Genomic DNA, 25,360 nt, shown 5'->3' with positions numbered 1-25,360 from the left:
TTTTAAGAACTGATAAATTACTGAAATGGTAAATTTAAGGTTTATTTTACGAAGCATACTAAAACGTGGAATGGTGAGCGTCGTTCACCTTGTGGGAATGTCGGTGGCATTTGCGACGGCTATATTACTTTTCTTGACAGCCAGGTTTGAAATGTCCTACGATAGCTTTCATGAAGACGCGAATCGTATTGGATGGTTATATAGTAAGAGTTACGATAAGAATGGCGTAAAATATAATTCTTCGATGGCAGCTCCCTTGGCCCCTGCTCTTAAGGCTGAGATAACCGGAATTGAATACATCAGCCGGATTGCCAGCGGAAGCATTCTTTTAAAGAATGGAGACAAGGAATTGGTGTCTACTAGCAGGTATGTTGACGATGAATTCTTGTCCATATTTTCCTTTCCTGTAATTGCAGGGGATAAAAATGCATTGATTGATATTGGGAATATAGTGCTAGAGGAAACCATGGCACGTAACCTGTTTGGATCTGTCGAGGTACTTGGAAGGGTGGTTAACGTCAACATTAACGGAACTTGGGAGCAGAAGGTCATTTCAGCTGTCCTTGGCGAAATTCCGCAAAATTCGAGTATTCGCTTCAGTTCACTCCTAAGGTTTGAACTTAAACCAGATTATATCGCGGAAAGGGATAATTGGGCTGCACAAAACCATGATGTTATCGTAAAGCTTCGGAATAGAACCGTAATGGATAGTGATTTTGCTAGAGATACCAGAGCGTTCACCGAACTTCATTACAAGGATGAGATCGTTAGGCTGAAGAACTCAGGAGGAAATCCGGATGAACTGGGTAACCCGTTTTCTCTCAATATGATTTCCATAAGGGACTATCATCTCAACAGTTACGGTATTTCGGGTGGTCCCCCATCCTTTTATCCCTGGATCTTGCTTATTGTGGCGGGGCTCATCATGATATCTGCTTGTATGAATTTCGTCAGTCTTACCCTTTCTGGATCCCTTCAACGCAGCAGGGAGATCGGTACTCGAAAGATTCTGGGAGCAACTCCCAAAAATATAGCAATCCAATTATGGTTTGAAACGTTTTTTGTATGCGTCCTATCTTTGACCTTCGGTCTATTTTTTGCTTGGCTGATCCTTCCTGAATACAATGCAATTTTAAACTACCGGCTCAGACTATTGGATTTGTTATCTCCCCAAACCCTAATCTTGTTTACCGGTGTTTTTATGTCGGTCACCCTGCTGGCTAGCGGTTATCCTGGAATCAAAATTGCTGGGTTGAATGCGAAAGAATCTTTAAGGGGAGAGGTTAACCATAAATCATCCAGGCTTCAGAGGGTACTGACTATATTTCAATTTTCCATATCAGTACTATTTATTATCTCTGCAATTGTTGTCAGTTCACAGGTTGAATATCTTTCAAGCCATTCCCTAGGCTACAATACATCAGAGGTGATCAGCATTCCGATAGGTAAGGGAATTGACAAAGAACAGGCATTGGAGAGGATGCGCGCGGAGCTCTCCAGGTATACTTGGGTAAAAGCTGTGAGTGCATCAGATGCTAACTTGGGACTGGGCAGCGATGGGACCTTGAGAAGTAGCATTTTAAAGTTTTCACATGAAAATAAGGATTACAGCACCAATTTTATGCGTGTAGATTACGATTTTCTCAAAACTCTAGAAATAAAGTTACTTGCGGGGCGTGATTTCGAACGTAACATGTCAACAGATACTTCTTCTATAATTATTAATAGAAAGATGGCAGAGCAGATGGGCGGTATTAAGCGAATTTTAGGAAAAAATATTGCGCTAAATAAAGGGAGTAAGGTTATAGGAGTAGTCGATGACTTTCACTTTCAGCACCTCCGGAAGAAAGTTGAGCCATTGAGCCTTTCCATTAATCGAAATGTATCTGATATTGAGTACCTTTTTGTCAAGGTGGATACGGACTTTCTTCCAAAATCGATGGAGATTATTTGGAAGATATGGAAAGAGGTGAATCCAACTGCGGACATTCCCGCATCTTATCTTGATGAGAATGCAAATAATTTATATAGAAAGGACCGGACATTTTCAAAGATCGTAATGATAGGCACTGGTATTGCCATCGTCATTTCTTGTATGGGGCTTTTTGCATTGGCATTGTCTGCCACTGCCAGGAGGGCTAAGGAGATTGGAATCCGAAAGGTCTTGGGTGCATCGGTCTGGCGCGTGATAAGACTCATTTCGTCGGATTTCATTAAGTTGGTCGTCTTGGCATTTGCAATTTCTGCCCCCTTGGCCTGGATACTCCTGAACTCTTGGTTGCAGATTTATGCATATAGGATACAAATAGAATGGTGGATGATGGGAATTGCTGCAATAATCGTATTTCTGATAGCATTCTTCACCATTTTCTGGCAAACCTTTCGTGCAGCTACTGCAAATCCTGTTGAATGTTTGAGAATTTGATTATGCTATTAATTTTGGAGCAAAGCCCTAAATAAACTAAGAAATGGGATCCCTGTTCTGTGTGTGGGCTCGAAACAATCAAGATAATTTATTATTAAAAGCAATTGCTTTTAATAATCTTTAAGGTTATCGAATATTAACTCTACTTTTTTTCTGGAAATTTACTTAAATAATGAAGTGGAATTGCTGCTCCAGATAAACCGGGTACTTCGTCAGATGATGCGCGAGCCCAGGCATGCCCAGAACTACGAACTGTTACGGTCGGTCCTAGGGATTGGACCTGTGACTGCCAAGAGTCTACTGGTCGAACTGGAGGACATCATGTATCAAGAATTTTAAGCACTTATGATGTTTAATCAAACAAGCCACTATCTCGAAAGGGGCATAATAAACCCGATGTCATATATACTCCACCGGGCTAAATCAAATTATTACCTTTTAAATCTTAGATAAATATGTGGAAATAAAATATATCAACTGTTATGGGATCAAGCTGAATTCTTGGGGGGAGTGTTAGAAATTTCTTAGTTTAGCGTCTTTAATACAGATATCCCTTGCAAGAAGCCGAACGTAAATTACTATCCTTATTGATGCCCGAAGGGCTTTTGGAATACTTCCAGATCTTAGAAGTCGATCAGGTCGACAATCAACTCCATATTTATTTAGATGAACTTAATATTGCTCCGACAGGTTATGAGAACAGCAAGTTGGAGTCAAAGGGTTTTATGCCTTCCACCGAGATTTCAGACTTTCCCATTCGAGGCCAGAAAGTTACGCTACATATCCGTCGCCGTCGCTGGACGGTACTGGATACCGGAGATATCATCACAAGAGATTGGAACCTAGTGCGTGAGGGCGCTCGAATGACTACGGAATTCGGGCTTTTTTTAAAGAAGATATTTGGATAGCTATCCTGTAAGCGCCCAATTGGTAGGTCTGTTCTTCCAGATGGACGGCAAGCAACTACAGGATCAATACAAGAATCACCTCAGTGATTTCCATGATTGGGACCAAAAGCCGCATGCAGAGAGCTGGACATTGTTCCCTGAAAACATCTCGGAACACCTGAGCATCGATGAGACCAGCTTTAGCAACGGTGAATTATATACCATTGTTAGCAGTAAATCGGCAAAAGGGCGTAAAGGAACGATCCTAGCAACTATTAAAGGCACAAAGGCTGAGGATATCATAGCTGTTCTTGAGCGAATACCCTTGCGATCAAGGAATAAGGTAAAGGAGGTGACCATGGATATGGCTCCCAACATGGCCAAGGCTATCCGTAGATGTTTCAGGAACGCTAGACGTGTGGTCGATCGGTTCCATGTCCAAAAGTTAGCCTATGATGCCGTACAGGAACTCCGTATCAAATATCGTTGGGAGGTGTTGGATGCAGAAAGCAAGAAGATAATGGAGTCGCGAAAGCGAGGAATCCCATATGAACCGGAATTATTGCCTAATGGTGATACGCTCAAACAGCTGTTGGCTAGATCCAGATACCTTTTGTTCAAGCATCCCAGCCGATGGTCAGAAAGCCAAAAAAACCGGGCTGAATTGCTGTTCATGCGGTTTCCTAAGCTAAAACAGGCTTATGATCTTGGAATTGCCTTAGGAGACATCTTCAACAAATGCCGGGACAAAAAGGTCGCATTTACCAAACTAGGCCTGTGGCATAATCAGGTTGAGAATGCGGGCATTGCTTCCTTTGAGAGCGTAGCAAGATCAATTGCAGCTCATCATCAATACATTCTCCATTACTTCGACAACAGAAGTACTAATGCATCGGCAGAATCATTCAATGCAAAACTCAAAGCTTTCAGGAGCGTCTTCCGTGGCGTTAGGGACACAACATTCTTCCTGTACAGAGTGATGAAATTGTATGCTTAAAAATCTTAACCCCCCAAACTTTCGGTATGATCCCTGTTATGAACTGTCAGGCAATTAAAAAGCCCAATGAATACCGGAAACCATTGGGCCAAATGTTAGCTAGTTTAAATATAATGATGTTATGAAGTTAAATAAAATAACAATAAAGACAAATAACCCGATGGAATCAGAATTACCATCGGGTTAAACAAAGATACAAAGTGTGTTTGAATGAATTATTTGAAGATAATTAATCTTTTAGATATAGGGAAATAAAAAGCCCAACAGCATGGACACCATTGGGCTATAACCAATTTTTGTAATGATAAACTACAAGGATTTAAAGATAGGAAATTAAAATGAAAACAAGAGAAAAGGGATTGGCATTGACCCAAACCCGTACAGTGATCCGATTGGTATTCCTACCATTGGATATGGTTTCACATACTATCTGCCCGATAAGTGAAAGGTAACGATGCAAGACAGACCATTGACCGAACATCGGGCTACATGTATGCTGAAGGATATCCTGAAGGGATATGAGAATGATGTAAACAGGCTCGTCCGTGTGCAGTTGACACAGAACCAGTTCGATGCCTTGGTGAGCTTTTCCTTTAATCAGGGAGCGAAAAACCTTGGCAAGTCTACATTATTGAAGATGCTCAAAATAAACCCAAACGATCCTTCCATCGTTGAGGAATTCGGGAATTGAATAAGGCCGGGAGAAAGGTGTTTGCAGGATTGGTAAGAAGGAGAAAAGCAGAAGCGGATTTATAATTCAGTAAGTTAGGAGATGAATGAGTTAGAAAAAGAGCAATAGGCACAACCAAAAGGTAGCAAACAGCCAACTTTCATGCAAATAGTTAGCCATCCTGTTACCTATGCATTGATGGTTGTGGTGTCTGTATTCTGGTTTGTCCTCTATTGGGTAACCGATAGGGGCGACAGCCAGAACGTCAAGATGATCCAGAGCCAGGACGGGCTTTACCAGCAGATGATCGAGGAAGTAAGGAAGCATGTCACGCCTGCAGTTGACAGGATAAATGAAGCCGCTACCAAAGTGGACAGTGCTGCAATTCGTGTTGATAGTGTTGTTCAACAGCAGAAACTAAGGAAAAGTGCAAAGAAATGAGTTGGTTTGTATTAGTGTTCTTTGTGATAAGCGTGAGCTATCATCCAAAGAGCGAACCAAGCAAAAGGAATGGACTGGCTGAGACTATTGAAACATTGTTATCAAACTCGACACGATTTCTAATAAGCTAGATAGAATTTCACAGATGATCGAACAGTTATGAGATTAATTTTAATGGCAATGGTCTGCGCTCTACTGACTGGGTACGGACTTTTCAAGAAGTCAAAGATAGTGATAAAACCCTAGCTATCATAGAGATGAGTAAAGATATCAAGGGCAGTGCGGACACCAAATAGGAGCATGTGGACTGATCCAAAACTGATGTAAAATCAAGCGTCCAAAGCGATGAAAGCACAAAGGTTTATCCAACTAAGTGGACCGAGATTAAAATCAATCCTGATGGCTCTATGACGTATCAAGCTTACAGTATAATTCAAAAGGCAAGAAGGAACAGCAATGAAGCTAAGAATATTGCTAATGATATAAAGAATACTTTGGATCAGAAGGCAGACAGTGTCGCTGAAGAAAAAGGAAATAAAGAAGAAAAGAAGCAGTCCGAGGAAAGGACCAGTACACCGGATAAAGGGGCAATATTCGTCAATAAAATTGGATGGGTAGTAGCAATACTCATTGTGTTGATTGTGGGTGCGTGGTGGTTCTTTGGTATTGGGAGGAGGAAGTGAGATTTTGGAACGAATATTGCAAATTATGTTTATATAGCACAACTATTTTTAATACCTGTTAGAATTTTACATAAGACAGTACTAGCAGTTAAGCCACTGTAAAAGGTGGCTTTTTCATAAAAAATCCCCAATCTAAACATAAGACCGGGGATCTTGATAAGAAATTTTATGGAAAAACTAATTAGCAGCCCTTTTTAAATTTTCCCTGATACATGGAAACAGGGAGTAGGATATATGTTTATTGATAGGGCTATGTATTTCCAAATTTAAAAAGGTAAGGATTTCAAGTCAAGGGTTTTAAGAATTTTTAACAGTTCCATAGAACAGCATCAACCGATCATAGCTTGGGCATTTTTCAATTTCCTTTTTCCAGTTGTCACAGTCTCTGAATTGTGTAGCTAAAAACCTCTCTGCATTACATACCACCATGTGCGTAGCGATCCGTATATTATCCTCATATTGCCTGTTCAGCAATTCTCTCCTTAATTCATCTAATGTCATCTGGCAAAAATAAAAAATCCCCAATCCATTTGCTATGTCGAAAACAAATTAGACCAGGGATAAACAATAGATATAAACTCTAAATCAATATTAAAAAACCCTGCGTTGATCTGCAGGGTTCACTTAACAAAACAATCCCTTTTCTGTCTTAGGGATTACACTCAAATGCATGAACAGATTTGAGTGACGACTGACTGAGAAAGTAAGCCGTCAGAATCGTGAATGAGACGATGCTGACTTTGGTAATGTAGTCATTAAATCAATCGCCTGTATAAACATTCGGATATATTCCTAAATTATAAATATCCTCTCCAATTTTGATTAGCCACTGTTTGCCATCCCACGGTGTACATGGTCCACATTTCGCCATCAATATTTTCTATTTCAGCTTCTTTAGAATAAAATAACTCACCACTGAATGTAACAGGGAAAGTAATATTTTTCCTGTTAGACTCTATTCCCCCCGCGCAATAAACTTTTCGCAGTTGAGAGTATGGTATCTATTGGAATCTTTTTCATGTATGATAAACAATTAATTAAGGTATTTGTGTCGAAATAAATTAATTTAAAATAAATCGAAACAATTTTATCTTATATTGTTCTATATAATAAAGGAAATGAATGAATATTCAAAATTAGATGTAAGGGCTTTTGTAAGTAGGTATGCTGTTTGGATAGCAAGGACAAGGTCTAAAGAAGAAGCTATCGAATACGCTGAAAAGGTACTAAAGGATAATCCAATAATCCTAAACCTCGTTTTAGGGGATATCCAGGAAGTGGTAGATAAGAAATAGGATTTATTTTACAGATTCATCTAATTCGGTTGCTAAAAATATTGGTAATTTTGTTACATGTCAGCACTAGCATGGATTAACACCAGCATGGATTAACAGGAGCAAGCAAACGTCCGTATCCCCCCGACCAAGCAATATGTACTTGGTCGGGCGATACTTATATACGTTGACGAATGCAAAAATATGATCTTTTGTTAGCTGGTCGATCTTGATATAATCTAAATCTTTTATCAGCCAAAAATACCTTAAAAATGTTTAACCTGTCCTCCTATGGATTGTAGGTATTTTTCTTAAGAGTACTTTTTGTGAATACAAGATATTCATCAAAACAATGACATACATTATATTTTTCATGATTTGAATGATCAGAGTATTTGAATTGTTCTTAAGGACTGAATCCAAGCTCTAGAAGTTCTTTTGTGGATTCCTTTAAAAGCCTAAGTTGTTTTAACCTCTCTTTTTTATTATTCATGGAATTTATGGTATTGAAGACTTTAAATCTTTCATACTTTTTTCCACCGGGTTTTTGATTTCTTAAAAGATTAGATAATGGATAATGAACAGACCATTCTTTGGCGAATTACATTTTAAGTAATAATAAAATAGAAATTATAGAAATGGTTGACTTTATGACAGAGCAAATTAGGTGCTAAAATTTATTTTGCATAATTCTGGAGCGATTGGCTAAAATAAAATATAGGAAAACAGCTAAAAACAGCCTTAACCTATACGGTTATTTTGTTGGCAAATGCTGCATATGCACAGGAATTTTCAAACAATAAAAAAAGTTATTAAGGAAAATACATTACAAGAAAAACAGAAAGAAATGCATGGAGCTATTTTAAAAAAGTCGATTAGGCGAATTTGATAACGAATATTATGGACTATATTCAGAAAATGTTAAACTGTACTTCCCAAAGTTTGGTTTTGGAAAGGGTAAGGATTGTATTAAGCAATTTGGAATGACAATGACTGGTTTTCTTCAAGGTCTTATCCACGATGTTGAAAATTTTAATTACATCCCTTCCGATAATATGGTGGTTGTTGAACGTAGTGAACAAGGAATTAAAATGTACGTTAAGGAGTGATAGGACGATGTTACGGCCTTAGTTGCGGAGTTCTTCCAGATTCATTCAAGAAAAAACAAGGAATTCTGGCTGATCTCTTTGCAGATTTGGTGGATTTTGATTTAGCAGGAAATGAAGAGAAATTTCCATGGATGGGCGTTAGAAGGGATTACACGAATAAATCCTGGAACGGTATAAGACCAATTCGAGTTCCATATGACCTGGAGAATATGAATCAGGATTTTAATAAGAGGTTAATTAGAAAAAATCCGTGTTTCAAAAGGTGAGGAGATGAAAAGTCGTCTAAATGACGGTTATTAGCAACAAAAGGCAACAAACAAAGTGTGAAACCATAGCCTAAAGTGCTGTATTCCACAATTTGTCTTGGCCATTGACAGGCTTACTTGCAGCTAGAAGACAATTGTATGAATAATCCTTAGCTAATGCCAAAGTCCCATGTGCATCGATGTCCTTCAGAGCCAATTAGAAATGGAACTCTGTTGTTTCGATAATGTTTGGGTTCTCTTAAAGTCTTTGACCACCGAATTTTTTAAAATCAGATCCACAATTACATAGTATAGCTCCACATACACGGTATTTGAAATCATCTTCGCCCTTTATACTTCCAAATTCGTTGGCCTTTTTGGATTTCCCAAATCATACACACGTTCAGTTAATTCTTATAGATTACCAACTAAACGGTTAGCTTCAGCTACAGCTACCTTTGGTGAATATTTACCCACTTCAAAAATCTGCATGATCCTTTATCCAATATCATTCGTATTCTCAATACCAATTGTAAAGCCTCCCTTTTCATAGTGGATCTGGATAAAGAAAGGCCCCGTTTGGGCAATGGTATTTTCAAGGTTCCTCGTAAATTTAGGTAGGGGTTCCTAGCCTATAGATCCATCTGGATTAGCCCATACTAATCGATATAAATTCTTTATTCTCTCTATCCTTTTCATGGCAATCAACTTTCTCGTGTTTTCATTTTTCTTTATTATATTTATATCTCTACACACATCCATTCTCAATTAATGGCCCAATGGCATTTTTGCTGTTGGGTTTTTGTTTTATAATATTATTGATTAATTTCAACAGATTCATTCAAATATGCTTTGTATTTTTGTTTAACCCAATGGAATTGGTAGGGCCATTGGTTTTTTTATCAGTATCTTTATTAAAAATTAATTCTATAATTTTTGATTCTAACCCGATGGCACCCAATGCTGTTGGGTTTTTTAATAGAATTAATTACCTTTACCATAAGTTTATGTCGTACATAGTGAGCGTTATCAAATGTTCCCAATGGATATTATTCCATTGGGTTTTTTGTTTTAATAATTGAAACATTTTAATTACTTTTAAGCGATTCGATTTTTACATAATAATCAAATAAGGCTACCCAAGAGCGTTTACGAATTTGGGTATTTTTATTTCCGGATTGCACAGGATGGTCATTGAATATTATATTATTATCTTTATAAAACAATATCAACATATTTAATCACTGACCCGGTGGCCTCTCCATTACCACCGGGTTTTTATTTAGACATATCCTTTTTGTAATGCAAATTCTATTATTTTTTCACTATATTTAAATATCAAAAACAATCATTTGGCAGTGTCGTTTTTGATTTCAATGGATTTGTTCATCCCATTGGGTTTTGTTTTAAATATTAATTTGTTAACTTCATGATATTATTACATCGTTACAAATAAACTAGCTATCGATAAGCCCAATGTCACCTTATTCATTGGGCTTTTTTTACTCATAGCTAAATGGCGGCTTGTTAATTAATTAAACTTACCGATGATTTAATTAGACTCACATTCAACATAGGTAGCATTAACATAAAAGCCATTAGTATACAAATCTGGTTTAAGAACTGTATTTTGATAATCCACAATCTCAATGTTTTTACCTGACAAATCGAAATCACTCCAATTTGATATTATCTACCATCGAACTTGAGTAATCAAAATATACCATAAAACCATAGTTTACAGGAACCATAAATACGCTCAATATAATCCCAACTGTTGTTTTGGTTAAATCAGTGTAAATAAGATAGAAAGGTTAAAGTTCGGTTTTATAAAACTTATAGCATAAAGAAATCCCCAACCAATTAAGGAAGGGGCTCAAAATTCAACAAATAAATTCAACATTAGATCTTATTAAGATAAAGCTTGAATTTACCTTTTACTACATCAAATCCCTCGTTTACCGCAACTGATGGAATTGTGAATTCAAAAGTGCCTTCAATATCCTCAGCTCCATTTTCTTTCTTCGTTATTTTGGTAAAATAGACCTTACCATCTCCAAAAATGTATTGAGAGTAATTTAAGTATGGATTATATCTTATAAATGAAAAATCCTCCCTTTCGTAAATTGAAATATAATCATCCATCTTGTTAATTATCTGTTTACCTGGGAGGGATTTGATAACATACTCATGGTTAAGTAGGATCTCGTCACCGACAGGAATCTTTATAAGGATAGTATGTAAGGGTGATTCTTTTAAGCCCTTCTTATTCATAGAAGCATTTAATGTTATATACCCAACTCCCTTCGCATAGTGGGGAAGGTTATGATAATTGTAATCAAAGTTAGGACCCTGACGCTGGTTGAAAGTAAACAATCTTCCTTGCTGAATAAAGGTTTCTCCATTATAGGTTATTTCGACATACTTATCATCTGGAAGTGGGTATCCCTCTTTGTCGCAGCTATAGAAAAGTGAGCTTGATAGAAATAATAAAAATAGTGTAAAAGTGGTTAAGGCTCTCTTTTTCATTTTAGATTTGGTTTATGTATGAAACGCATTCCATTGTTCGATCGCTACACTGTAAAATTGTTGTTTTGAATTACATTAAACAGCCTCTACCTATTAAGGAAGGGGCTATTAAAACGGATGTGTGAATTAAAAAGTTACAATAAGGTTGGCCAAATTTCACCGCCATGGATAACTTTATAAACTTTCTTCAATAAACCTAAAGTTTTTTCAATTTATCCATCAAATTCCACTTATGCTTTGATTATATTCATTTTGATCAACCAAGAAGTAAACCTACCCAAAATCGATCCTGATATTTCTACAAAATTTTGGCCTGGTCGTCTTTCTGGCACACGACATATTCAAATGCTGCTATTCTAATACGACCAGCTCCTTAAATCTTCAGAGCAATATTTTTAAGAACTATTATTGGTTGAGTTTGTTATTATATTAAACAATCTAAAATTGATGGCAACTACAAAATCAACAAGCTCAGAAACCAAAATTAAGTCAAAAAGTAATGCTGCTAAGGATTAAAGGACCTTTTTGAGGACTCTTTGAAGGATATTTACTGGGCTGAAAAGGAATTGGTAAAATCGTTACCAAAAATGGAGAAAAATGCAACCTCGAAAAAACTAAAAACAGCAATATCGTCTCATTTGGAAGAAACTAAACAACATGTAAGTCGGCTTGAAGATATATTTAGGTCAATCGGGGTTAAAGCTAAAGCGGAGAAATGTAATGCGATGGCAGGATTGTTAAAAGAGGGAAAAAGTATAATGGAAGAAACTGAGGCTGGAGCTATCCGTGACGCCGGAATAATTGCCGCTTCACAGAAAGTTGAACATTATGAAATCGCTACCTATGGTACCTTGGCTGCTTTCGCGAAGGTGCTTGATCATAAAGACGCATTAAAATTGCTGTTGGAAACTTTAAAAGAAGAAAAATCCTGCGATGAAAAATTAACGTCTATTGCAGATACTAATTTAAATTCCAAAGCTGAATAAATATTTTTTTAAAGTATTAAACAAAATGCCAAACTACATAGTTTGGCATTTTGTTTTTATTACCACAAACTAAATACAATTCTGCATATAAATTTACCTTAAAATGCTTAAAATTTGTTCATTTCCAGTTAGGGTATTTATTATCGGATCATTTGTCACATATTAATAATCTAAAATATTTAAGCCTTCGATTTCCCATAAACTATGGCTTTTTGGAATAATAATTATTTTCAAAAAAGATATTATTAATATGGATCATTTTCGGTAAAACCAAGAATTTACGGAGACAATATTCTCCCAAAGTGATATAGTTTTTTTGTAGAAAACAATGGCCAACTACTTATAGATTATTACCAAGAGGTAAACATCCTATATACCAAAAGAAATTGAAGGGAATTAAGAAAAGGTTTTGGTTTATCAGTTCAGAAAAATTTTTGGGCATTTCAATGATAAAAAACAAATTTGCCTAGTAGTTTTTTGAAATTAATTGAAGGAGATCAATAAAATAGGATAAAGTTTTTTATTAAATCTTAAATGGCTTCCAGGAGGAATAAAGAGGAAAGCCTAACTAAATAAGTCAGGCTCTCTAATTCTAAACTGTTATTTATACATCTTTATCTAAATCATTTAACCAAGATTTTACCTCTTCACGGCTCTTACCCATTTTTCTTGCAGTTTTCCAAATAATTCATCCTCTTTTCCTTCAACATAAAGAAGGTCCTCCTCTGTTAAATCTGTTTATTTCTGTTTAAGTTTTCCTTTAAGAATGATCCATTACCCTTTTAAATCTAAAGAATTCACATATTTTGAATAAGTGTATTCTTAGAACAATTATTATTAAATTAGGTTTTAAGCTAGTTTAAATTTGATAGGATAGTTTTCCAGCATTGTATTGTTTACCTTGTGTTATGTTGATAAATGGTGTTTGAATTTATTTCAGTCAATTTGCAGGTCGAAGGATTTTCATCAAAGATTTATTGTTTTAATTAATAACAAACCCTTATTCTAAATCTGATTTGATATCCTGTTTATTATCCCTCACTTTTTTTTCAATGCGAGTCTTCAGTATTTTATGGAGGAAAGATAAGCATAAACATAGAACAATGGGCAACACTTAAATAAGTGTATTCTTTACTTGCAGGCCCCCCGGTATATTAAAAATTAAGATAAATATATAGCACTATATTCTAGTTTGTAATAAAAAGGCTATAGGGGTTAATTAAATAGGGCCAAAAGCTTGGGATTAATATTTAGGCCTAATATAAAAATAATAACTAATACTGAGATGACTAGTAATAAAATGGTTTTGTCTTTATTGCTCATTACTCAAATCTAAATAAAAAGGTTTTCCAATGAAAACCTATAAACGATATATTGCTATATATGAAATACTTTCCCACATGAACAGATGTGCCGATTGGCTCTAAGAATGATATTAAACATCTATTATGCTATTTTGTTTTATGACCATTATCATTTGTATATTGGAAAAGCGATTTAAATACCATGCAATATGTGGAAAATGTTCCATCAATAAATAAAGAACGGAATAATAAAGTTTTAAAATTTTATGTTTTTTTTTAACTAAAGTTTCATCCAGACTGTCCAGATGATACATATTTAAAGGCTTTAAATTCTGTTGGGTTTACAGAATAATAATTATTACCAAGTAAATTACTTTTCGTTGATTATCTAAACTTATTATTTGGAAAGTTTCCTATTGAATTGTTGGAAATATTTAATTTACAGTATCTATATTAAACAATGCAATTTCCAAAATAATGAAGGACTTGAAATTAAAGAAATTCCTTTGAAGAGAAGCATGGAAAGATTATCATAGTTACCTATCAAACTGATTCTCAATTACGAAACAGGCAGGGGAAGGGCTTTAGGAACCATTACAATTTTTAAATTACCCAAGGATCTATCGGTAAATTTGCTTATTAGTTTATTTTTTCTTATATTTGTTTCTCATAAATTATTAAACAGCAGAATCTAAACCAATATTCTGCAAATAAATCCCAAAAGTTTGATTGAAGTAAGTGTTGTGGGTGGTGGAAGTTGGGCTACTGCTTTAGTAAAAATATTAACCGAAAATAAGATCCCAACATATTGGTACTTGCGAAGGAAAGAACAGGTAAACCATATTAAGGAAAAAGGAAACAATCCTAGTTATCTTCAGCAAATTCAGCTCAATCCATTATTTGTTTTTCCAAGTAGCAACCTGCAGGATGTGGTAGCTCAATCAAGGATAATTATTTTTGCTGTACCAAGTGCCTCCCTGGAACAGATCTGTTATAGCTTTGATTGTTCACTTTTTGATAAAAAGATTGTTTTAACCGCTATGAAAGGTACTGTTGGGGATAATAATGAAGGTCCGAGCAGTTTTTTGTGCGAAAAATTAAAAATACCAGAGTCCCAAATCGTGACCATTGCAGGACCATGTCATTCAGAAGAAATTGCAGAAAGCAAACCAACTTATCTGACCTTGTCCTGTTCAAACCAAGATACTATTGATAAGATAGATGTGTTGTTTAGAAGACCTTATGTCAAAGTGCGTAGCAACAACGATCCAATGGGGGTTGGCTATGCTTCTATTTATAAAAACGTATTAGGTATAGCCTGTGGTATGGCCAAAGGTTTAGGTTATGGCGATAATTTCCTAGCAGTGCTCGTTAGCAATGCTCTTTTCGAAATGCAAAATATTCTAAGGCTTAAAACTAATGTGCAAAGAGAGATCTTTAATTCTTCTTACGCTGGTGATTTGCTAGTGACTGGATATTCTCACAAGAGCCGAAATCGTCGGTTTGGAGAATTTATTGCCCAAGGGCATTCGGCAGAAGGAGCACTGAATGAATTAGGAATGATAGCTGAGGGTTACTGGGCAGCTAAAGGACTTTTTTGCTATGCGAAAAAACATGGGTTGGGCTTACCCATTCTTGAATGTATTTATGAAATATTATATAGAAATCATTCCGTGCGATCAAAATTTGCGGAATTGGAAGGGAAATTAAGATGATGCTTTTAGCTACGGACTTAGACGGAACATTTTTAGGAGGATCAATGGAAGATCGTCTAAAACTCTATCAGATTATTAAAGAAAATAAGAATATTAAATTGGTGTTCGTTACAGGGCGAGGCTTAGAGTCCGTTATCCCATTATTGAACGATCCAACAATCCCGAGACCTCATTTTATTATTGCTGATGTTGGGGCTACTATATGCGACGGAGCTACGCTTATCCCAGTTGACCCCATTCAACATGAAATTGAAAGCAATTGGCCTTCGGTGTATGAGCTTCAAGAGGATTTTTCAGATATCCCTGGTTTGGAATATCAACGAGTACCCCAACAGCGGCGCTGTTCCTATTTCTACGATTTAAGGACAGATCTTGCTGAGGTTCGTGCTATTGCTGAACTTAGAAAATGTGAGGTGGTGACCTCCTTGGGGAAATATTTGGATATTCTTCCAAAAGGTGTTAATAAAGGAAGTACACTGAAAAAACTGGTGGATCATTTGGGATTTCCTGAAAGCAAGGTTTTAGTCGCAGGAGATACATTAAACGACCTTTCTCTGTTTCATGCTGGATTTCAAGGTGTTGCCGTTGGAAGGTCAGAAATAGCACTTTTAGAAGCTACTGAAAGTCTTTTGAATGTATACCAGGCACATCGTCCTGGAGCTGGAGGTATACTTGAATGTATGGAGGAATATTCAAATTTTTCCAACTTCGTGAATAATTTTACTGAAGAATCACTTCCTCGACAATCTTCCAAAGACCGACAGCTAGTAATGGTTTACCATCGACTTCCCTATGACCGGATCATGGTCGAAGGTAAACTTCAGCAGATATCTCCGAAAAGTCCTAATGGAATAATTCCATCCTTATTAGGGCTCTTTGAAAAGGGTAGACCCGGCATTTGGATTGGAGAGGAAGTAGATTTGGGGGATGGAAATAAGGATATGAGAAAAAAAGTTGATGCCAATAAATTTCCTAACCTTGATGTATCAGCTATCTCACTTTCCCAAAAAGACATCGATAAATTTTATAGGGTATTCTCCAAGGAGGCATTTTGGCCAACAATTTTTTCCTTTGTCGATAAGGCTAAATTTAATCATCTGGATTGGGAGCATTATTTGAAAATCAATAAGTTATTTGCTCAGCGGATAGCGAGAGATGCCGAACCTGAAGCGCTGGTTTGGATACACGAATACAATCTTTGGATGGTTCCTTCCTTCTTGAAAATGATGCGTCCGGATCTCAAAATAGGTTTTTTTCACCACACTGCTTTCCCTGCAGCGGATATTTTTAATACAATTCCTTGGCGACGGGAAATCATAGGAAGCTTGCTGATGTGTGATTTTATCAGTTTTCATATTCCGCGATATGTCGAGAATTTTATCGATGTACTGCGCAGCCATACTCCTTTTAGGCGAATTAAGACAGTAAATGTTTCCAAACAATTTCTTACTTATAGCATGGCATTGGGTGTTGAAGAGATGACTAAATTAATTTCAGTTGAGGGACGGACGATTCGATTAGGTGCACAACCTGTTGGTGTTAATTATGAGTTGATTGAGAATTTGATAACTAAAGATGGGATTGCGCAGAGGATTGAGAAATACAGATCGGAGGTAGCAAGTAAAGATATCAAACGAATTGTATCAATTGAACGGATGGATTATGTGAAGGGACCTTTGGAAAAGGTATTGGCCTTCGGAGAATTTCTGAAGGAATATCCTGAATTTCGAGGAAGGGTCGAACTGATAAACGTTTGTACCCCGCCATCAAAAGGCATGCGCATCTATGACAAGATCAGGGATCAGGTCAATCAGGCTGTGGGAGAAATCAATGGTAGGTACGCTACTCTGGACTGGACTCCAATTCAATATTTCTTCCAAGCCCTTCCATTCGAAGAAGTCCTTATCCAATATGCTCTGGCAGATGTGGCCTGGATAACACCTTTGCGAGATGGTCTGAACCTTGTTTCCAAGGAATTTGTCGCAACGCAGGGGATTTTGAACCAATCGGGTGTTTTGGTACTTTCTGAATTTGCTGGTGCATCTGTCGAACTCCCATATTGTGTACCAACAAATCCCTATGATCGCCGAAGCATGATCGAGTCCTTACACCAGGCTCTTACTATGCCGGAGGAGGAAGCGCTTTTGCGGATCAAGAGGTCTTTACAACAAATTAAACATTATGATGTTCAGTACTGGGGAGAGGATTTTGTCAGGGAACTTGAAAAGAGCAATTACACTAACCAAGTAAATGATCAAAACAAATGAATGAATTTAGAAAATGTAGAACGCAAGATCAATAAATTTATTGACAGGACAATTCCTTATGCTCCATTTTTAATCGGTTAATTGGTTTCAAATGCATTGGTGTTTTTTTTAGGGTAATGGCTGTTCCAAATGATTCGAAAACTAGTTGATGGTACGTTAGTTTTTCAGTAGGCCTGACAATAGGGAAGTCTACAGCTGGCATTGACCAATTTTATTGAGGGGTTGTTGATTTTTTTTAGTACGCTTTTTCTATTGCTAACTATATCTCCTCGCCCAATGGAGTGTGCTGCATGGTTAAGATAGTTATATATTTATTGCTATTTTCTTGACGGGGCGGAATCAGTTGGTAGTGTATGTTTGGTATCGGCTCTCTTCCCAGGAACAGTGAACGAGATCCTAAATGATGTTAAGACCTTTATTTTTGTTAACCTGAATTGGATTTACGTCTGGTCTGTTACCATTTTTGTTCTTTTCCTTATATTTTTGATGGTCAGTAAATTTGGCGACATCAAACTGGGTAGAAACGACAGCTCTCCGGATTATTCATTTTTTTCATGGATCTCTATGCTCTTTGCAGCAGGCATGGGAATAGGGTTGATGTATTTTAGTGTTTCAGAATCTATGCAACATTATACCAATGAGATCTTTGCCAAGAACAGTTATGTCAATGCGGCAAAAAATGCCCAACTGTATACATTTTTCCATTGAGGTATCCACGGGCTATTTATGGGCTTGTCGGTCTAGCGCTGTCCTACTTTGCCTATAGATAAAAGCTTCCCCTATCCCTAAGAAGTTGTCTGTATCCACTATTGAAGGATGGGATTCAGGGCAAGTGGGAAACCACAATAAAATTTCAATCGTAAATATACATTAGGAATGCTTCCAAATAATTTTCCATGATGTAGTTTCCCGATTGGTTTGAGTATCTAATCTACTTAACTGTTGGTTTTTTTTAAGAAATCCAAATCTTTAGAAAAAATGTATTCGAAGAGCATTTGTTATTAGTGGCAGGATATCGATCAAATAAATCTAGGTATATTATTAAATCTTGAACCAAATCAAGTAGGGTTTATGAAGAAAGCCTAACTGATTAGGTTAGGCTCCCAGATTCTAACTGTTATCTATGCTTCCTTATCCAAATCATTTATCCAGGATTTTACCTCTTCACGGGTCTTGCCTGTTTTTTCCTGCAGCCTTCCATAGAGTTCATCTTCTTTTCCTTCAACATAAAGAAGATCGTCATCTGTTAAATCTGCATACTTTTGTTTAACCTTACCTTTTATGATGTTCCATTTTCCTTTTAAATCTAAAGAATCCATATATTTTTAATTAAGTATATACTAAGTAACACAGCCAATTAAATAAGGTTTTCGAAAAAAAATACTTTTTAAACCACTTTTTATTACGAATATGATTAATTTTTTCAATTTACTTCACTACATTTTAAAGGTTGGGAATCCTTTGTCACCATTCTGTATATCATATTTCAGGTATCCTAGTGCAATTACAGCTAGTTTGTAAGTACCTTCACATTACATGAATTTCCCGATTGTTTCCGATAATCTTTTTAGTTCAAGTTATTTATGCTTCTGGTTTCAAGGGTTAAGTTTTCTTGTGTTCAAATCTAAAATGCAGGCGGTAATTAATCCGAATTTATGTAAAGCTATTGAGCGGAGATAGCATAATAACATAATCAAACAAGCATTTCACTACTTTGTTTGAATTATAAGACTGCAGAATCAAGAATAGGATTTAGTGATAAAAAACGACACCTGATACGAATGCCCAATGGTAAGGTGCAAAAGCCGTATTTGGATGGATCTGTAAAAGGAGTAGAAGAGGTTTGATTGGGATGAGATTAAGTAAGGTGAAAAGGATAAGCAATACATTTATCAGCCAATTTAAAATCAAAATTTAAAAAAGTATAAAAATATACTTTTTTAAAATAAAAATAGTATAATTGTATAACAAAACAAAAATGAAGTACGATATTTTAAAAAGTGTTATCGATCTAGTTGAAGAATTTGAGATAGAAAATTCGGTCGAAAACATATATCCTGATGATATCGAAGGCTTTAAAAGATGGATTAACATCAAATATAACAGCCAGGAAATGGATAACGATCCTTATTGGGAAGGAAAAGAAAATGGGCGAAGTGCAGAAAGTGTAATTAGTACTTTAATTGTCCATATGAACAGATATGCTAAAAGCTACTCTAAATCAGCTATATACGGTTCTGATTTCTCTTCACAAGAAGACTTTATATACCTGATTAACTTAAAGGCGTTTGGCGAAATGACCAAAATGGATTTGATAAAAAAGAACGTTCACGAAAAACCCGCCGGAATGCAAATTATCAATCGTCTGATTTCTCAAGGTTGGGTCAATCAAACGGATTCTGAAATTGACAAAAGAAGTAAAGTTTTAAAAATCAGCAAAAAAGGATTGAATGTTTTAGAAAACCAAATGGATAGAATCAGGAAAGCGACTGAAATAGTTACAGGAGACTTAAAACATTCCGAAAAAATGGAGCTGATCAAATTGCTCAATAAACTCAATGAGTTCCATCAACTTATTTATAACAAGAATATTGAAACAGAATATTTATTGAATGAAGCTTTAAAGGATAAAAGGCGATGAAGAAGAAAATAGCCGTTATAGGGTCAGGATTCTCGGGTCTATCTGCAAGTGCCTACCTGGCAAAGGCTGGTAATGAAGTTCACGTGTTTGAAAAACATGACCGGCCGGGAGGTAGAGCACGACAGTTTTCAACCGATGATGGATATGTTTTCGATATGGGTCCCAGCTGGTACTGGATGCCAGATATTATGGATAGTTTTTTTGCTGATTTCGGTTGTCAAACTTCTGATTTCTTTGAGTTGATATCGCTGAACCCACAGTTTGAAGTAGTTTTTTCAGAAGGAAAAATCAGTATTCCTGAAAGTTTAGAAGAGCTTAAATTCTTGTTTGAAAGAATCGAAAAAGGAGCCGGATTGCAATTGGAAAAATTCATGCAAGCTGCAAAATTCAAGTATGAAGTAGGAATGCAGGATTTTATCAATAAACCCTGTCACAATTGGAGTGAATTTCTATCTTTTAAAATAGTCAAAAGTGCGATTAAATTGGATTTGTTGACGGGCTTCAGGGCTTATGTTGCTAAATATTTTAAAAGTGAAAAGCTAAGGACCTTAATGGAATTTCCCGTAATTTTCCTGGGTGCTTCTCCAAAGGATATCCCTGCATTGTATAGTCTAATGAATTACGGTGGTTATGCTTTGGGGACACATTATCCTATGGGCGGATTTTATCAATTGGTTTTGGCAATGAAAAAAGTAGCCGAAAATCAAGGGGTCTATTTCCATTTCAACAAAACCGTTGAAAGTATAAACACAGGTAGCGAAAAGGTTAGCTCTTTAACCATAAATGGCAAAATCCATGAATTTGACGCTGTCATTGCTTCGTCGGATTACCATCATACAGAAACCCTATTAAGTAAAGAGAACAGAAATTATTCTGAAGAATTCTGGCAAAATAGAACCTTTGCACCCTCCAGTCTAATTTATTATTTAGGGATCAATCAAAACATCCCCAACCTCGAACATCATACACTTTTTTTTGAGAATGATCTTGATGAACATATTGATTCTATATATGAGGAAAAAAAATGGCCAGAAAGGCCTCTCTTTTATTCCTGTTGCCCTTCCAAAACAGACAGTTCATTAGCTCCCCTGGGCAAAGAGAACTTATTCCTTCTGATGCCGTTGGCAATCGGAATTGACGATGGAGAAGCTACACGCGAACTATATTTGAACAACATGCTTTCTAGGATAGAAAGGCATACAGGGATAAAAGATCTACGATCAAAGATCGAATACAAAAGAAGCTACTGTGTCAGCGATTTTATTTCGGATTATAATGCCTATGGTGGGAATGCCTATGGCTTGGCTAATACGCTAGGTCAGACTGCAGTCCTAAAGCCCAAAATAAGAAATAAAGGATTGAAAAATTTATTCTACACAGGTCAATTGACCGTTCCTGGACCTGGAATCCCTCCATCCATTATTTCGGGTAAAATAGTAGCAAACGAATTAATCAAACTAAAAAATTAAAACCATGAAACAGCTGTTTGACGAACTTTCATACTCGGTTAGCAAGATAACAACCCAGAAATATAGCACTAGTTTTTCCTTGGGAATCCTATCGCTGAAACCATCGATTCGATCTGCAATATATGCAATATATGGATACGTGAGATTAGCCGATGAAATCGTGGATAGTTTTCATGGATATGATAAAGAGAAGCTTTTGAGCCGGTTAAAGGCAGAAACCTATTTGGCAATTCACGAGGGGATATCCCTTAATCCAATCCTTCAATCCTTTCAGGAAACGGTAAACCTGTTTAAAATAGACCTAATCCTAATTGAAAAGTTTCTGCATAGTATGGAAATGGATCTGCGGAAACTAGACTACAATTCAGAGCTATATGAAGAATATATTTTTGGTTCTGCGGAAGTAGTTGGGTTGATGTGCCTGCAAGTTTTTTCGGATGGCCACGCCGAAAAGTATAAAGAATTGGAACCTTATGCAATGAAATTAGGTTCCGCATTTCAAAAAGTTAATTTTTTAAGAGATTTGAGGGATGATTATCAGGTTTTGGGCAGGACCTATTTTCCAAATATTGATATGTGCATATTTGATAATTTCGTGAAATGTCAGATTGAAAAGGAAATAGAAGAAGAGTTTAAAATTGCTTTTGTCGGAATTAAGAAACTGCCCAGTTCAGCTAGGTTCGGGGTATATTTAGCTTATAGGTACTATTTGTCATTGTTCCAAAAAATAAAAAGAAGATCCTCCAAAGAGATATTGAATAATAGGATTCGGGTTCCCAATGCTGAAAAGGCATATGTGGCATTCAAAAGTTATGTACGATATAAAACGGCTTTTTTATGATCAAGATTACTGGTTTGCTCATTTGTTCAATATTATATTTTAAGAGTTTTAATCCAATTGCTGTAGAAGAAGTGAGGTCTAATTATAGCATGTTGGTATCAAACCGGACATTGTGCGAAAGAATGATTGAAGAATTGATGGAGTCTAAAAACAAATCGGCTACTCATCTTGGATATTTAGGTGGATTGCAAACTATTTGGGCAAATCATGTTTTTAGTCCGATTAGCAAACTCAAAACATTCAGAGAAGGAAAGAAAAACATCGAGCAAGCAATCAAAAAAGAACCTAATAATGTTGAATTAAGGTTTATCCGGCTTTCTGTTCAAAAAAATGCTCCCTTCTTTTTAGGGTACAACTCAAACATAAATGAGGATTTTGCATTTATTAAGGCAAACAGTCCCCAAATCAGGTCAGAGATTCTTCTTAAGATGATAGGTACACTTTTAAAGGATTAAGTTATGATAAATCGGCTATACAGAGAGCAACAATTGAACTGTGATATCGAAGAAGCCTGGCGTTTCTTCTCTTCCCCCAAGAACCTTTCCAAGATTACACCTAAAGATATGGGTTTTACAGTGCTGTCGGAATATACCGCTGAGGAGATTGCTGAGGGTATGATCATCGACTATATCGTTTCTCCGTTGCTGAAAATCCCGTTGAAGTGGAGGACAAGAATCACCCATATTGAACACAATAAATGCTTTATTGATTTACAGGAGAAAGGACCTTATAAGTACTGGAGGCATTTTCATGAATTCATCCCCAATAAAGATGGGGTCTTGATGAAGGATACGGTAGATTACGAACTGCCTTTCGGTCTTGTTGGAGAGATTGCACATTTGCTGTTAGTGAAAAGGAAATTGAGGGAGATTTTCGATTTCCGGCGCGACACTTTAGAAAAACTCTTTAACCCAATTAATAACTGATATGGCCTTTTTAATCGTATTGATCACATTTACATTGATGGAAGGGGCAACCTGGATTATCCATAAATATGTCATGCACGGTTTCCTTTGGTTCTTGCACAGAGACCATCACGACCACAGCAGTGAGGGCGCTCTTGAAAAGAACGACTTCTTCTTTGTCTTATTTTCCATACCAACGATAGCTTTGATGTATTTCGGGTCGGTAGAAAATTTCAACTATCTGTTTCATATCGGATTAGGTATTTTGCTGTACGGAATGGCTTATTTTTTTGTGCACGATATTTTTATCCATCAAAGGGTAAAATTTCTGTCCCAGACCCAAAACCCATATTTTTTGGCACTCCGCAGGGCACACAAGCAACATCACAGGCATATCGGGAAAGAAGACGGTGAATGTTTTGGATTTCTTTTTGTTCCATTCAAATATTTTAAAATGTACTTTAACTCTGGGAAAAAATGATGGCTTATACCTATTCCGCAATATTGTTCTTTACGGTCATCATATGTTTCATTGCCTCATACGATAAACGAATTCACTTTAATCGTCATTTTGGCGTGTTTTTAAAATCTGCAATTATTGTTGCCATCCCTTTCATTGCTTGGGATATTTGGTTTACGGCAAAAGGTGTTTGGTGGTTCAATACAGATTATACGCTCGGAATAGTATTGGCCGGGCTACCGATTGAGGAATGGCTGTTTTTTATATGTATTCCGTTTTCATGTATATTTACCTATTTCTGTTTTGAAAAGTTCTTCAGGTTGGAATGGCTATCGGGGTTTAATAACCTGATTGTTTTTATCAGTGTGATTGTCTGTTCGGTTATGGCATTGTTGCATTATGATAAAATATACACACTTATCACGGCTATCGCTACCCTAACAACCTTAATCTACCTACATTTTATTGTCCGGGCAGAATGGATCGGAAAAGCATCGCTTGTTTTTACAGTTTTAATGTTGGGTTTTCTTCCAGTAAACGGCGTGCTGACCGGGACGGGATTGGATTCGCCCATAGTGAACTACAACTCCCGGGACTTTCTGGGGGTACGCATATTAACGATACCAATTGAGGATGCCGTCTATGGATATACGCAATTTCTTTTGGTGCTTTATTTTTTTAAATTATTTAAAAAAATATAATGGTCATAGAAAATAGGATTTTGGTAACCGCATGTTCTGTGGTTCTATTTACATACCTAAATTCCTGTGCATCCATTCCCAAGGGAGCTGGAGGGGTAAAAAACTTTGAAATAGATCGTTACTTGGGAACTTGGTATGAAATTGCTCGTTTTGATTTCAGTTTTGAAAAGGATCTGGACAATGTATCCGCCCAATATAGCTTGAATGAAGATGGCCATGTTATGGTATTTAACAGCGGTTACAACTACAAGAAGGGAAAATGGGAAAAAGCCATAGGTTTAGCAAAAATTAGGGGGAATAAGGATATTGCTGAATTAAAAGTAAGTTTTTTCGGCCCCATTTATTCTGGATACAATGTCATTGCTTTGGACGAAAATTACCGATATGCGATGGTTGCCGGGAAAAATTTGAAATATTTATGGATTTTATCAAGGACAAAGCATATTCCCGATGAGATTAAAACAAGCTTTCTAAACAGTGCACAAAGGATTGGTTATGATACCTCTAAACTGATCTGGCTAAAGCACGATAGTACCGATAATCCATTCCTAAAAGAGGAATAGCTTTTCTATTCCTGAAATTTCCTGAGTGTTAAGTCAATTTTTCAGAACAATGAAATTTGACAATTAATACATCTGTTTTAGGTGGGTAGATTCTTTCTAAAGAAATTTGGGTAAAATGCTAAATAATGAATGCTTAGGAATAAGGAGAGCCGATAAAGTCTAGTGATGGTTTTAATTCTGGAGGTCAATATATTTAGATCTGCCGGGTCCTCTATAAAATAAAGTCAAAAAACACAAATTACTCTCTT

The 25,360-nt window shown here is 36.3% G+C and carries 21 protein-coding genes; 19 read left to right on the top strand and 2 right to left on the bottom strand.

All coding sequences use genetic code 11. The features are described 5' to 3' along the window. The first annotated feature begins 25 nt into the window (after nt 1-25). From PZ892_RS17540 to PZ892_RS17510, 7 genes are all read left to right on the top strand, one after another. Entirely contained in the window at nt 26-2,425 is a 2,400-nt protein-coding gene (locus tag PZ892_RS17540; protein ID WP_094258330.1) for an ABC transporter permease, read from the top strand. 554 nt (nt 2,426-2,979) lie between these two features. Continuing rightward, entirely contained in the window at nt 2,980-3,333 is a 354-nt protein-coding gene (locus PZ892_RS17535) for a transposase (RefSeq protein ID WP_094258934.1), read from the top strand. Continuing rightward, the gene (locus tag PZ892_RS17530; RefSeq protein ID WP_233449869.1) at nt 3,326-4,309 is read left to right on the top strand and encodes a transposase; all 984 of its coding nucleotides are present in this window, start codon (nt 3,326-3,328) and stop codon (nt 4,307-4,309) included. The genes PZ892_RS17535 and PZ892_RS17530 overlap by 8 nt, the downstream gene beginning before the upstream one ends. 454 nt (nt 4,310-4,763) lie before the next feature. Continuing rightward, nucleotides 4,764-5,000, top strand: a complete 237-nt coding sequence (locus PZ892_RS17525; protein WP_277711745.1) for a glycoside hydrolase family protein — start codon at nt 4,764-4,766, stop codon at nt 4,998-5,000. Between the two features lie 141 nt (nt 5,001-5,141). Continuing rightward, on the top strand, nt 5,142-5,420 hold the full coding sequence (locus PZ892_RS17520) for a hypothetical protein (RefSeq protein WP_141202138.1): 279 nt from the start codon (nt 5,142-5,144) through the stop codon (nt 5,418-5,420). Between the two features lie 407 nt (nt 5,421-5,827). Further along, nucleotides 5,828-6,103: a hypothetical protein gene (locus tag PZ892_RS17515; RefSeq protein ID WP_182497685.1), complete on the top strand. Its 276-nt coding sequence runs from the start codon at nt 5,828-5,830 to the stop codon at nt 6,101-6,103. Between the two features lie 1,118 nt (nt 6,104-7,221). Next, complete coding sequence (locus PZ892_RS17510) at nt 7,222-7,398, top strand: hypothetical protein (protein WP_157739574.1); 177 nt, start codon at nt 7,222-7,224, stop codon at nt 7,396-7,398. 3,235 nt (nt 7,399-10,633) lie between these two features. Here the strand turns inward: PZ892_RS17510 and PZ892_RS17505 are convergent. Further along, complete coding sequence (locus tag PZ892_RS17505) at nt 10,634-11,260, bottom strand: hypothetical protein (RefSeq protein ID WP_182497684.1); 627 nt, start codon at nt 11,258-11,260, stop codon at nt 10,634-10,636. A gap of 536 nt (nt 11,261-11,796) precedes the next feature. On the opposite strand from PZ892_RS17505, the gene PZ892_RS17500 reads away from it, so the two are divergent. The 4 genes from PZ892_RS17500 to PZ892_RS17480 all read left to right on the top strand — a co-directional run bounded on the left by PZ892_RS17500 (nt 11,797) and on the right by PZ892_RS17480 (nt 18,240). After that, the gene (locus PZ892_RS17500) at nt 11,797-12,246 is read left to right on the top strand and encodes a ferritin-like domain-containing protein (protein ID WP_306427059.1); all 450 of its coding nucleotides are present in this window, start codon (nt 11,797-11,799) and stop codon (nt 12,244-12,246) included. 2,029 nt (nt 12,247-14,275) lie between these two features. After that, nucleotides 14,276-15,265 (top strand): NAD(P)H-dependent glycerol-3-phosphate dehydrogenase, encoded by a 990-nt coding sequence (locus PZ892_RS17490; RefSeq protein WP_277711740.1) that lies wholly within the window; start codon nt 14,276-14,278, stop codon nt 15,263-15,265. Beyond that, a complete protein-coding gene (gene ggpS / locus PZ892_RS17485) occupies nt 15,262-17,532 on the top strand; it encodes a glucosylglycerol-phosphate synthase (RefSeq protein ID WP_277711739.1) in 2,271 nt (756 codons plus the stop codon). Before PZ892_RS17490 ends, ggpS begins: the two co-directional genes overlap by 4 nt. 384 nt (nt 17,533-17,916) lie before the next feature. Continuing rightward, nucleotides 17,917-18,240 (top strand): BCCT family transporter, encoded by a 324-nt coding sequence (locus tag PZ892_RS17480; RefSeq protein WP_256962580.1) that lies wholly within the window; start codon nt 17,917-17,919, stop codon nt 18,238-18,240. Nucleotides 18,241-18,653: 413 nt separating this feature from the next. Here the strand turns inward: PZ892_RS17480 and PZ892_RS17475 are convergent, their stop codons facing one another. Continuing rightward, the gene (locus tag PZ892_RS17475) at nt 18,654-18,851 is read right to left on the bottom strand and encodes a CsbD family protein (protein ID WP_094258696.1); all 198 of its coding nucleotides are present in this window, start codon (nt 18,849-18,851) and stop codon (nt 18,654-18,656) included. Between the two features lie 641 nt (nt 18,852-19,492). Here PZ892_RS17475 and PZ892_RS17470 point away from each other — a divergent pair. From PZ892_RS17470 to PZ892_RS17435, 8 genes are read left to right on the top strand one after another with little or no spacing between them, the layout of a single operon-like run. Then, nucleotides 19,493-20,173, top strand: coding sequence for a helix-turn-helix domain-containing protein (locus PZ892_RS17470; RefSeq protein ID WP_256962579.1), 681 nt, complete (start codon nt 19,493-19,495; stop codon nt 20,171-20,173). After that, complete coding sequence (gene crtI / locus PZ892_RS17465) at nt 20,170-21,642, top strand: phytoene desaturase family protein (protein WP_277711735.1); 1,473 nt, start codon at nt 20,170-20,172, stop codon at nt 21,640-21,642. The genes PZ892_RS17470 and crtI overlap by 4 nt, the downstream gene beginning before the upstream one ends. Nucleotides 21,643-21,646: 4 nt before the next feature. Continuing rightward, nucleotides 21,647-22,483, top strand: a complete 837-nt coding sequence (locus tag PZ892_RS17460) for a phytoene/squalene synthase family protein (RefSeq protein ID WP_277711733.1) — start codon at nt 21,647-21,649, stop codon at nt 22,481-22,483. Next, entirely contained in the window at nt 22,480-22,938 is a 459-nt protein-coding gene (locus tag PZ892_RS17455; protein WP_094258700.1) for a hypothetical protein, read from the top strand. Before PZ892_RS17460 ends, PZ892_RS17455 begins: the two co-directional genes overlap by 4 nt. A gap of 3 nt (nt 22,939-22,941) precedes the next feature. Continuing rightward, the gene (locus tag PZ892_RS17450) at nt 22,942-23,409 is read left to right on the top strand and encodes an SRPBCC family protein (protein WP_277711732.1); all 468 of its coding nucleotides are present in this window, start codon (nt 22,942-22,944) and stop codon (nt 23,407-23,409) included. A 1-nt stretch (nt 23,410) separates the two neighbouring features. After that, nucleotides 23,411-23,869, top strand: coding sequence for a sterol desaturase family protein (locus tag PZ892_RS17445; RefSeq protein ID WP_094258702.1), 459 nt, complete (start codon nt 23,411-23,413; stop codon nt 23,867-23,869). Next, entirely contained in the window at nt 23,866-24,549 is a 684-nt protein-coding gene (locus PZ892_RS17440; protein WP_094258703.1) for a lycopene cyclase domain-containing protein, read from the top strand. Before PZ892_RS17445 ends, PZ892_RS17440 begins: the two co-directional genes overlap by 4 nt. Next, on the top strand, nt 24,549-25,112 hold the full coding sequence (locus PZ892_RS17435) for a lipocalin family protein (protein WP_277711730.1): 564 nt from the start codon (nt 24,549-24,551) through the stop codon (nt 25,110-25,112). Before PZ892_RS17440 ends, PZ892_RS17435 begins: the two co-directional genes overlap by 1 nt. Nucleotides 25,113-25,360: the final 248 nt, after the last annotated feature.

Origin of the sequence: Sphingobacterium sp. WM (genome assembly GCF_029542465.1) — a bacterium.
Lineage (GTDB): Bacteria > Bacteroidota > Bacteroidia > Sphingobacteriales > Sphingobacteriaceae > Sphingobacterium > Sphingobacterium cellulitidis.
Note: the sequence above shows the minus strand (reverse complement) of the source record. Positions and strands in the feature narration are given on the sequence as shown.

Bases quoted from the DNA above. Each gene is read 5' to 3' on its own strand.
- PZ892_RS17540 (WP_094258330.1), top strand. From the start codon at position 26: ATGGTAAATTTAAGGTTTATTTTACGAAGCATACTAAAACGTGGAATG.
- PZ892_RS17525 (WP_277711745.1), top strand. From the start codon at position 4,764: ATGCAAGACAGACCATTGACCGAACATCGGGCTACATGTATGCTGAAG.
- PZ892_RS17520 (WP_141202138.1), top strand. From the start codon at position 5,142: ATGCAAATAGTTAGCCATCCTGTTACCTATGCATTGATGGTTGTGGTG.
- PZ892_RS17515 (WP_182497685.1), top strand. From the start codon at position 5,828: ATGACGTATCAAGCTTACAGTATAATTCAAAAGGCAAGAAGGAACAGC.
- PZ892_RS17510 (WP_157739574.1), top strand. From the start codon at position 7,222: ATGAATGAATATTCAAAATTAGATGTAAGGGCTTTTGTAAGTAGGTAT.
- PZ892_RS17505 (WP_182497684.1), bottom strand. From the start codon at position 11,260: ATGAAAAAGAGAGCCTTAACCACTTTTACACTATTTTTATTATTTCTA.
- ggpS (WP_277711739.1), top strand. From the start codon at position 15,262: ATGATGCTTTTAGCTACGGACTTAGACGGAACATTTTTAGGAGGATCA.
- PZ892_RS17475 (WP_094258696.1), bottom strand. From the start codon at position 18,851: ATGGATTCTTTAGATTTAAAAGGAAAATGGAACATCATAAAAGGTAAG.
- crtI (WP_277711735.1), top strand. From the start codon at position 20,170: ATGAAGAAGAAAATAGCCGTTATAGGGTCAGGATTCTCGGGTCTATCT.
- PZ892_RS17460 (WP_277711733.1), top strand. From the start codon at position 21,647: ATGAAACAGCTGTTTGACGAACTTTCATACTCGGTTAGCAAGATAACA.
- PZ892_RS17455 (WP_094258700.1), top strand. From the start codon at position 22,480: ATGATCAAGATTACTGGTTTGCTCATTTGTTCAATATTATATTTTAAG.
- PZ892_RS17450 (WP_277711732.1), top strand. From the start codon at position 22,942: ATGATAAATCGGCTATACAGAGAGCAACAATTGAACTGTGATATCGAA.
- PZ892_RS17445 (WP_094258702.1), top strand. From the start codon at position 23,411: ATGGCCTTTTTAATCGTATTGATCACATTTACATTGATGGAAGGGGCA.
- PZ892_RS17440 (WP_094258703.1), top strand. From the start codon at position 23,866: ATGATGGCTTATACCTATTCCGCAATATTGTTCTTTACGGTCATCATA.
- PZ892_RS17435 (WP_277711730.1), top strand. From the start codon at position 24,549: ATGGTCATAGAAAATAGGATTTTGGTAACCGCATGTTCTGTGGTTCTA.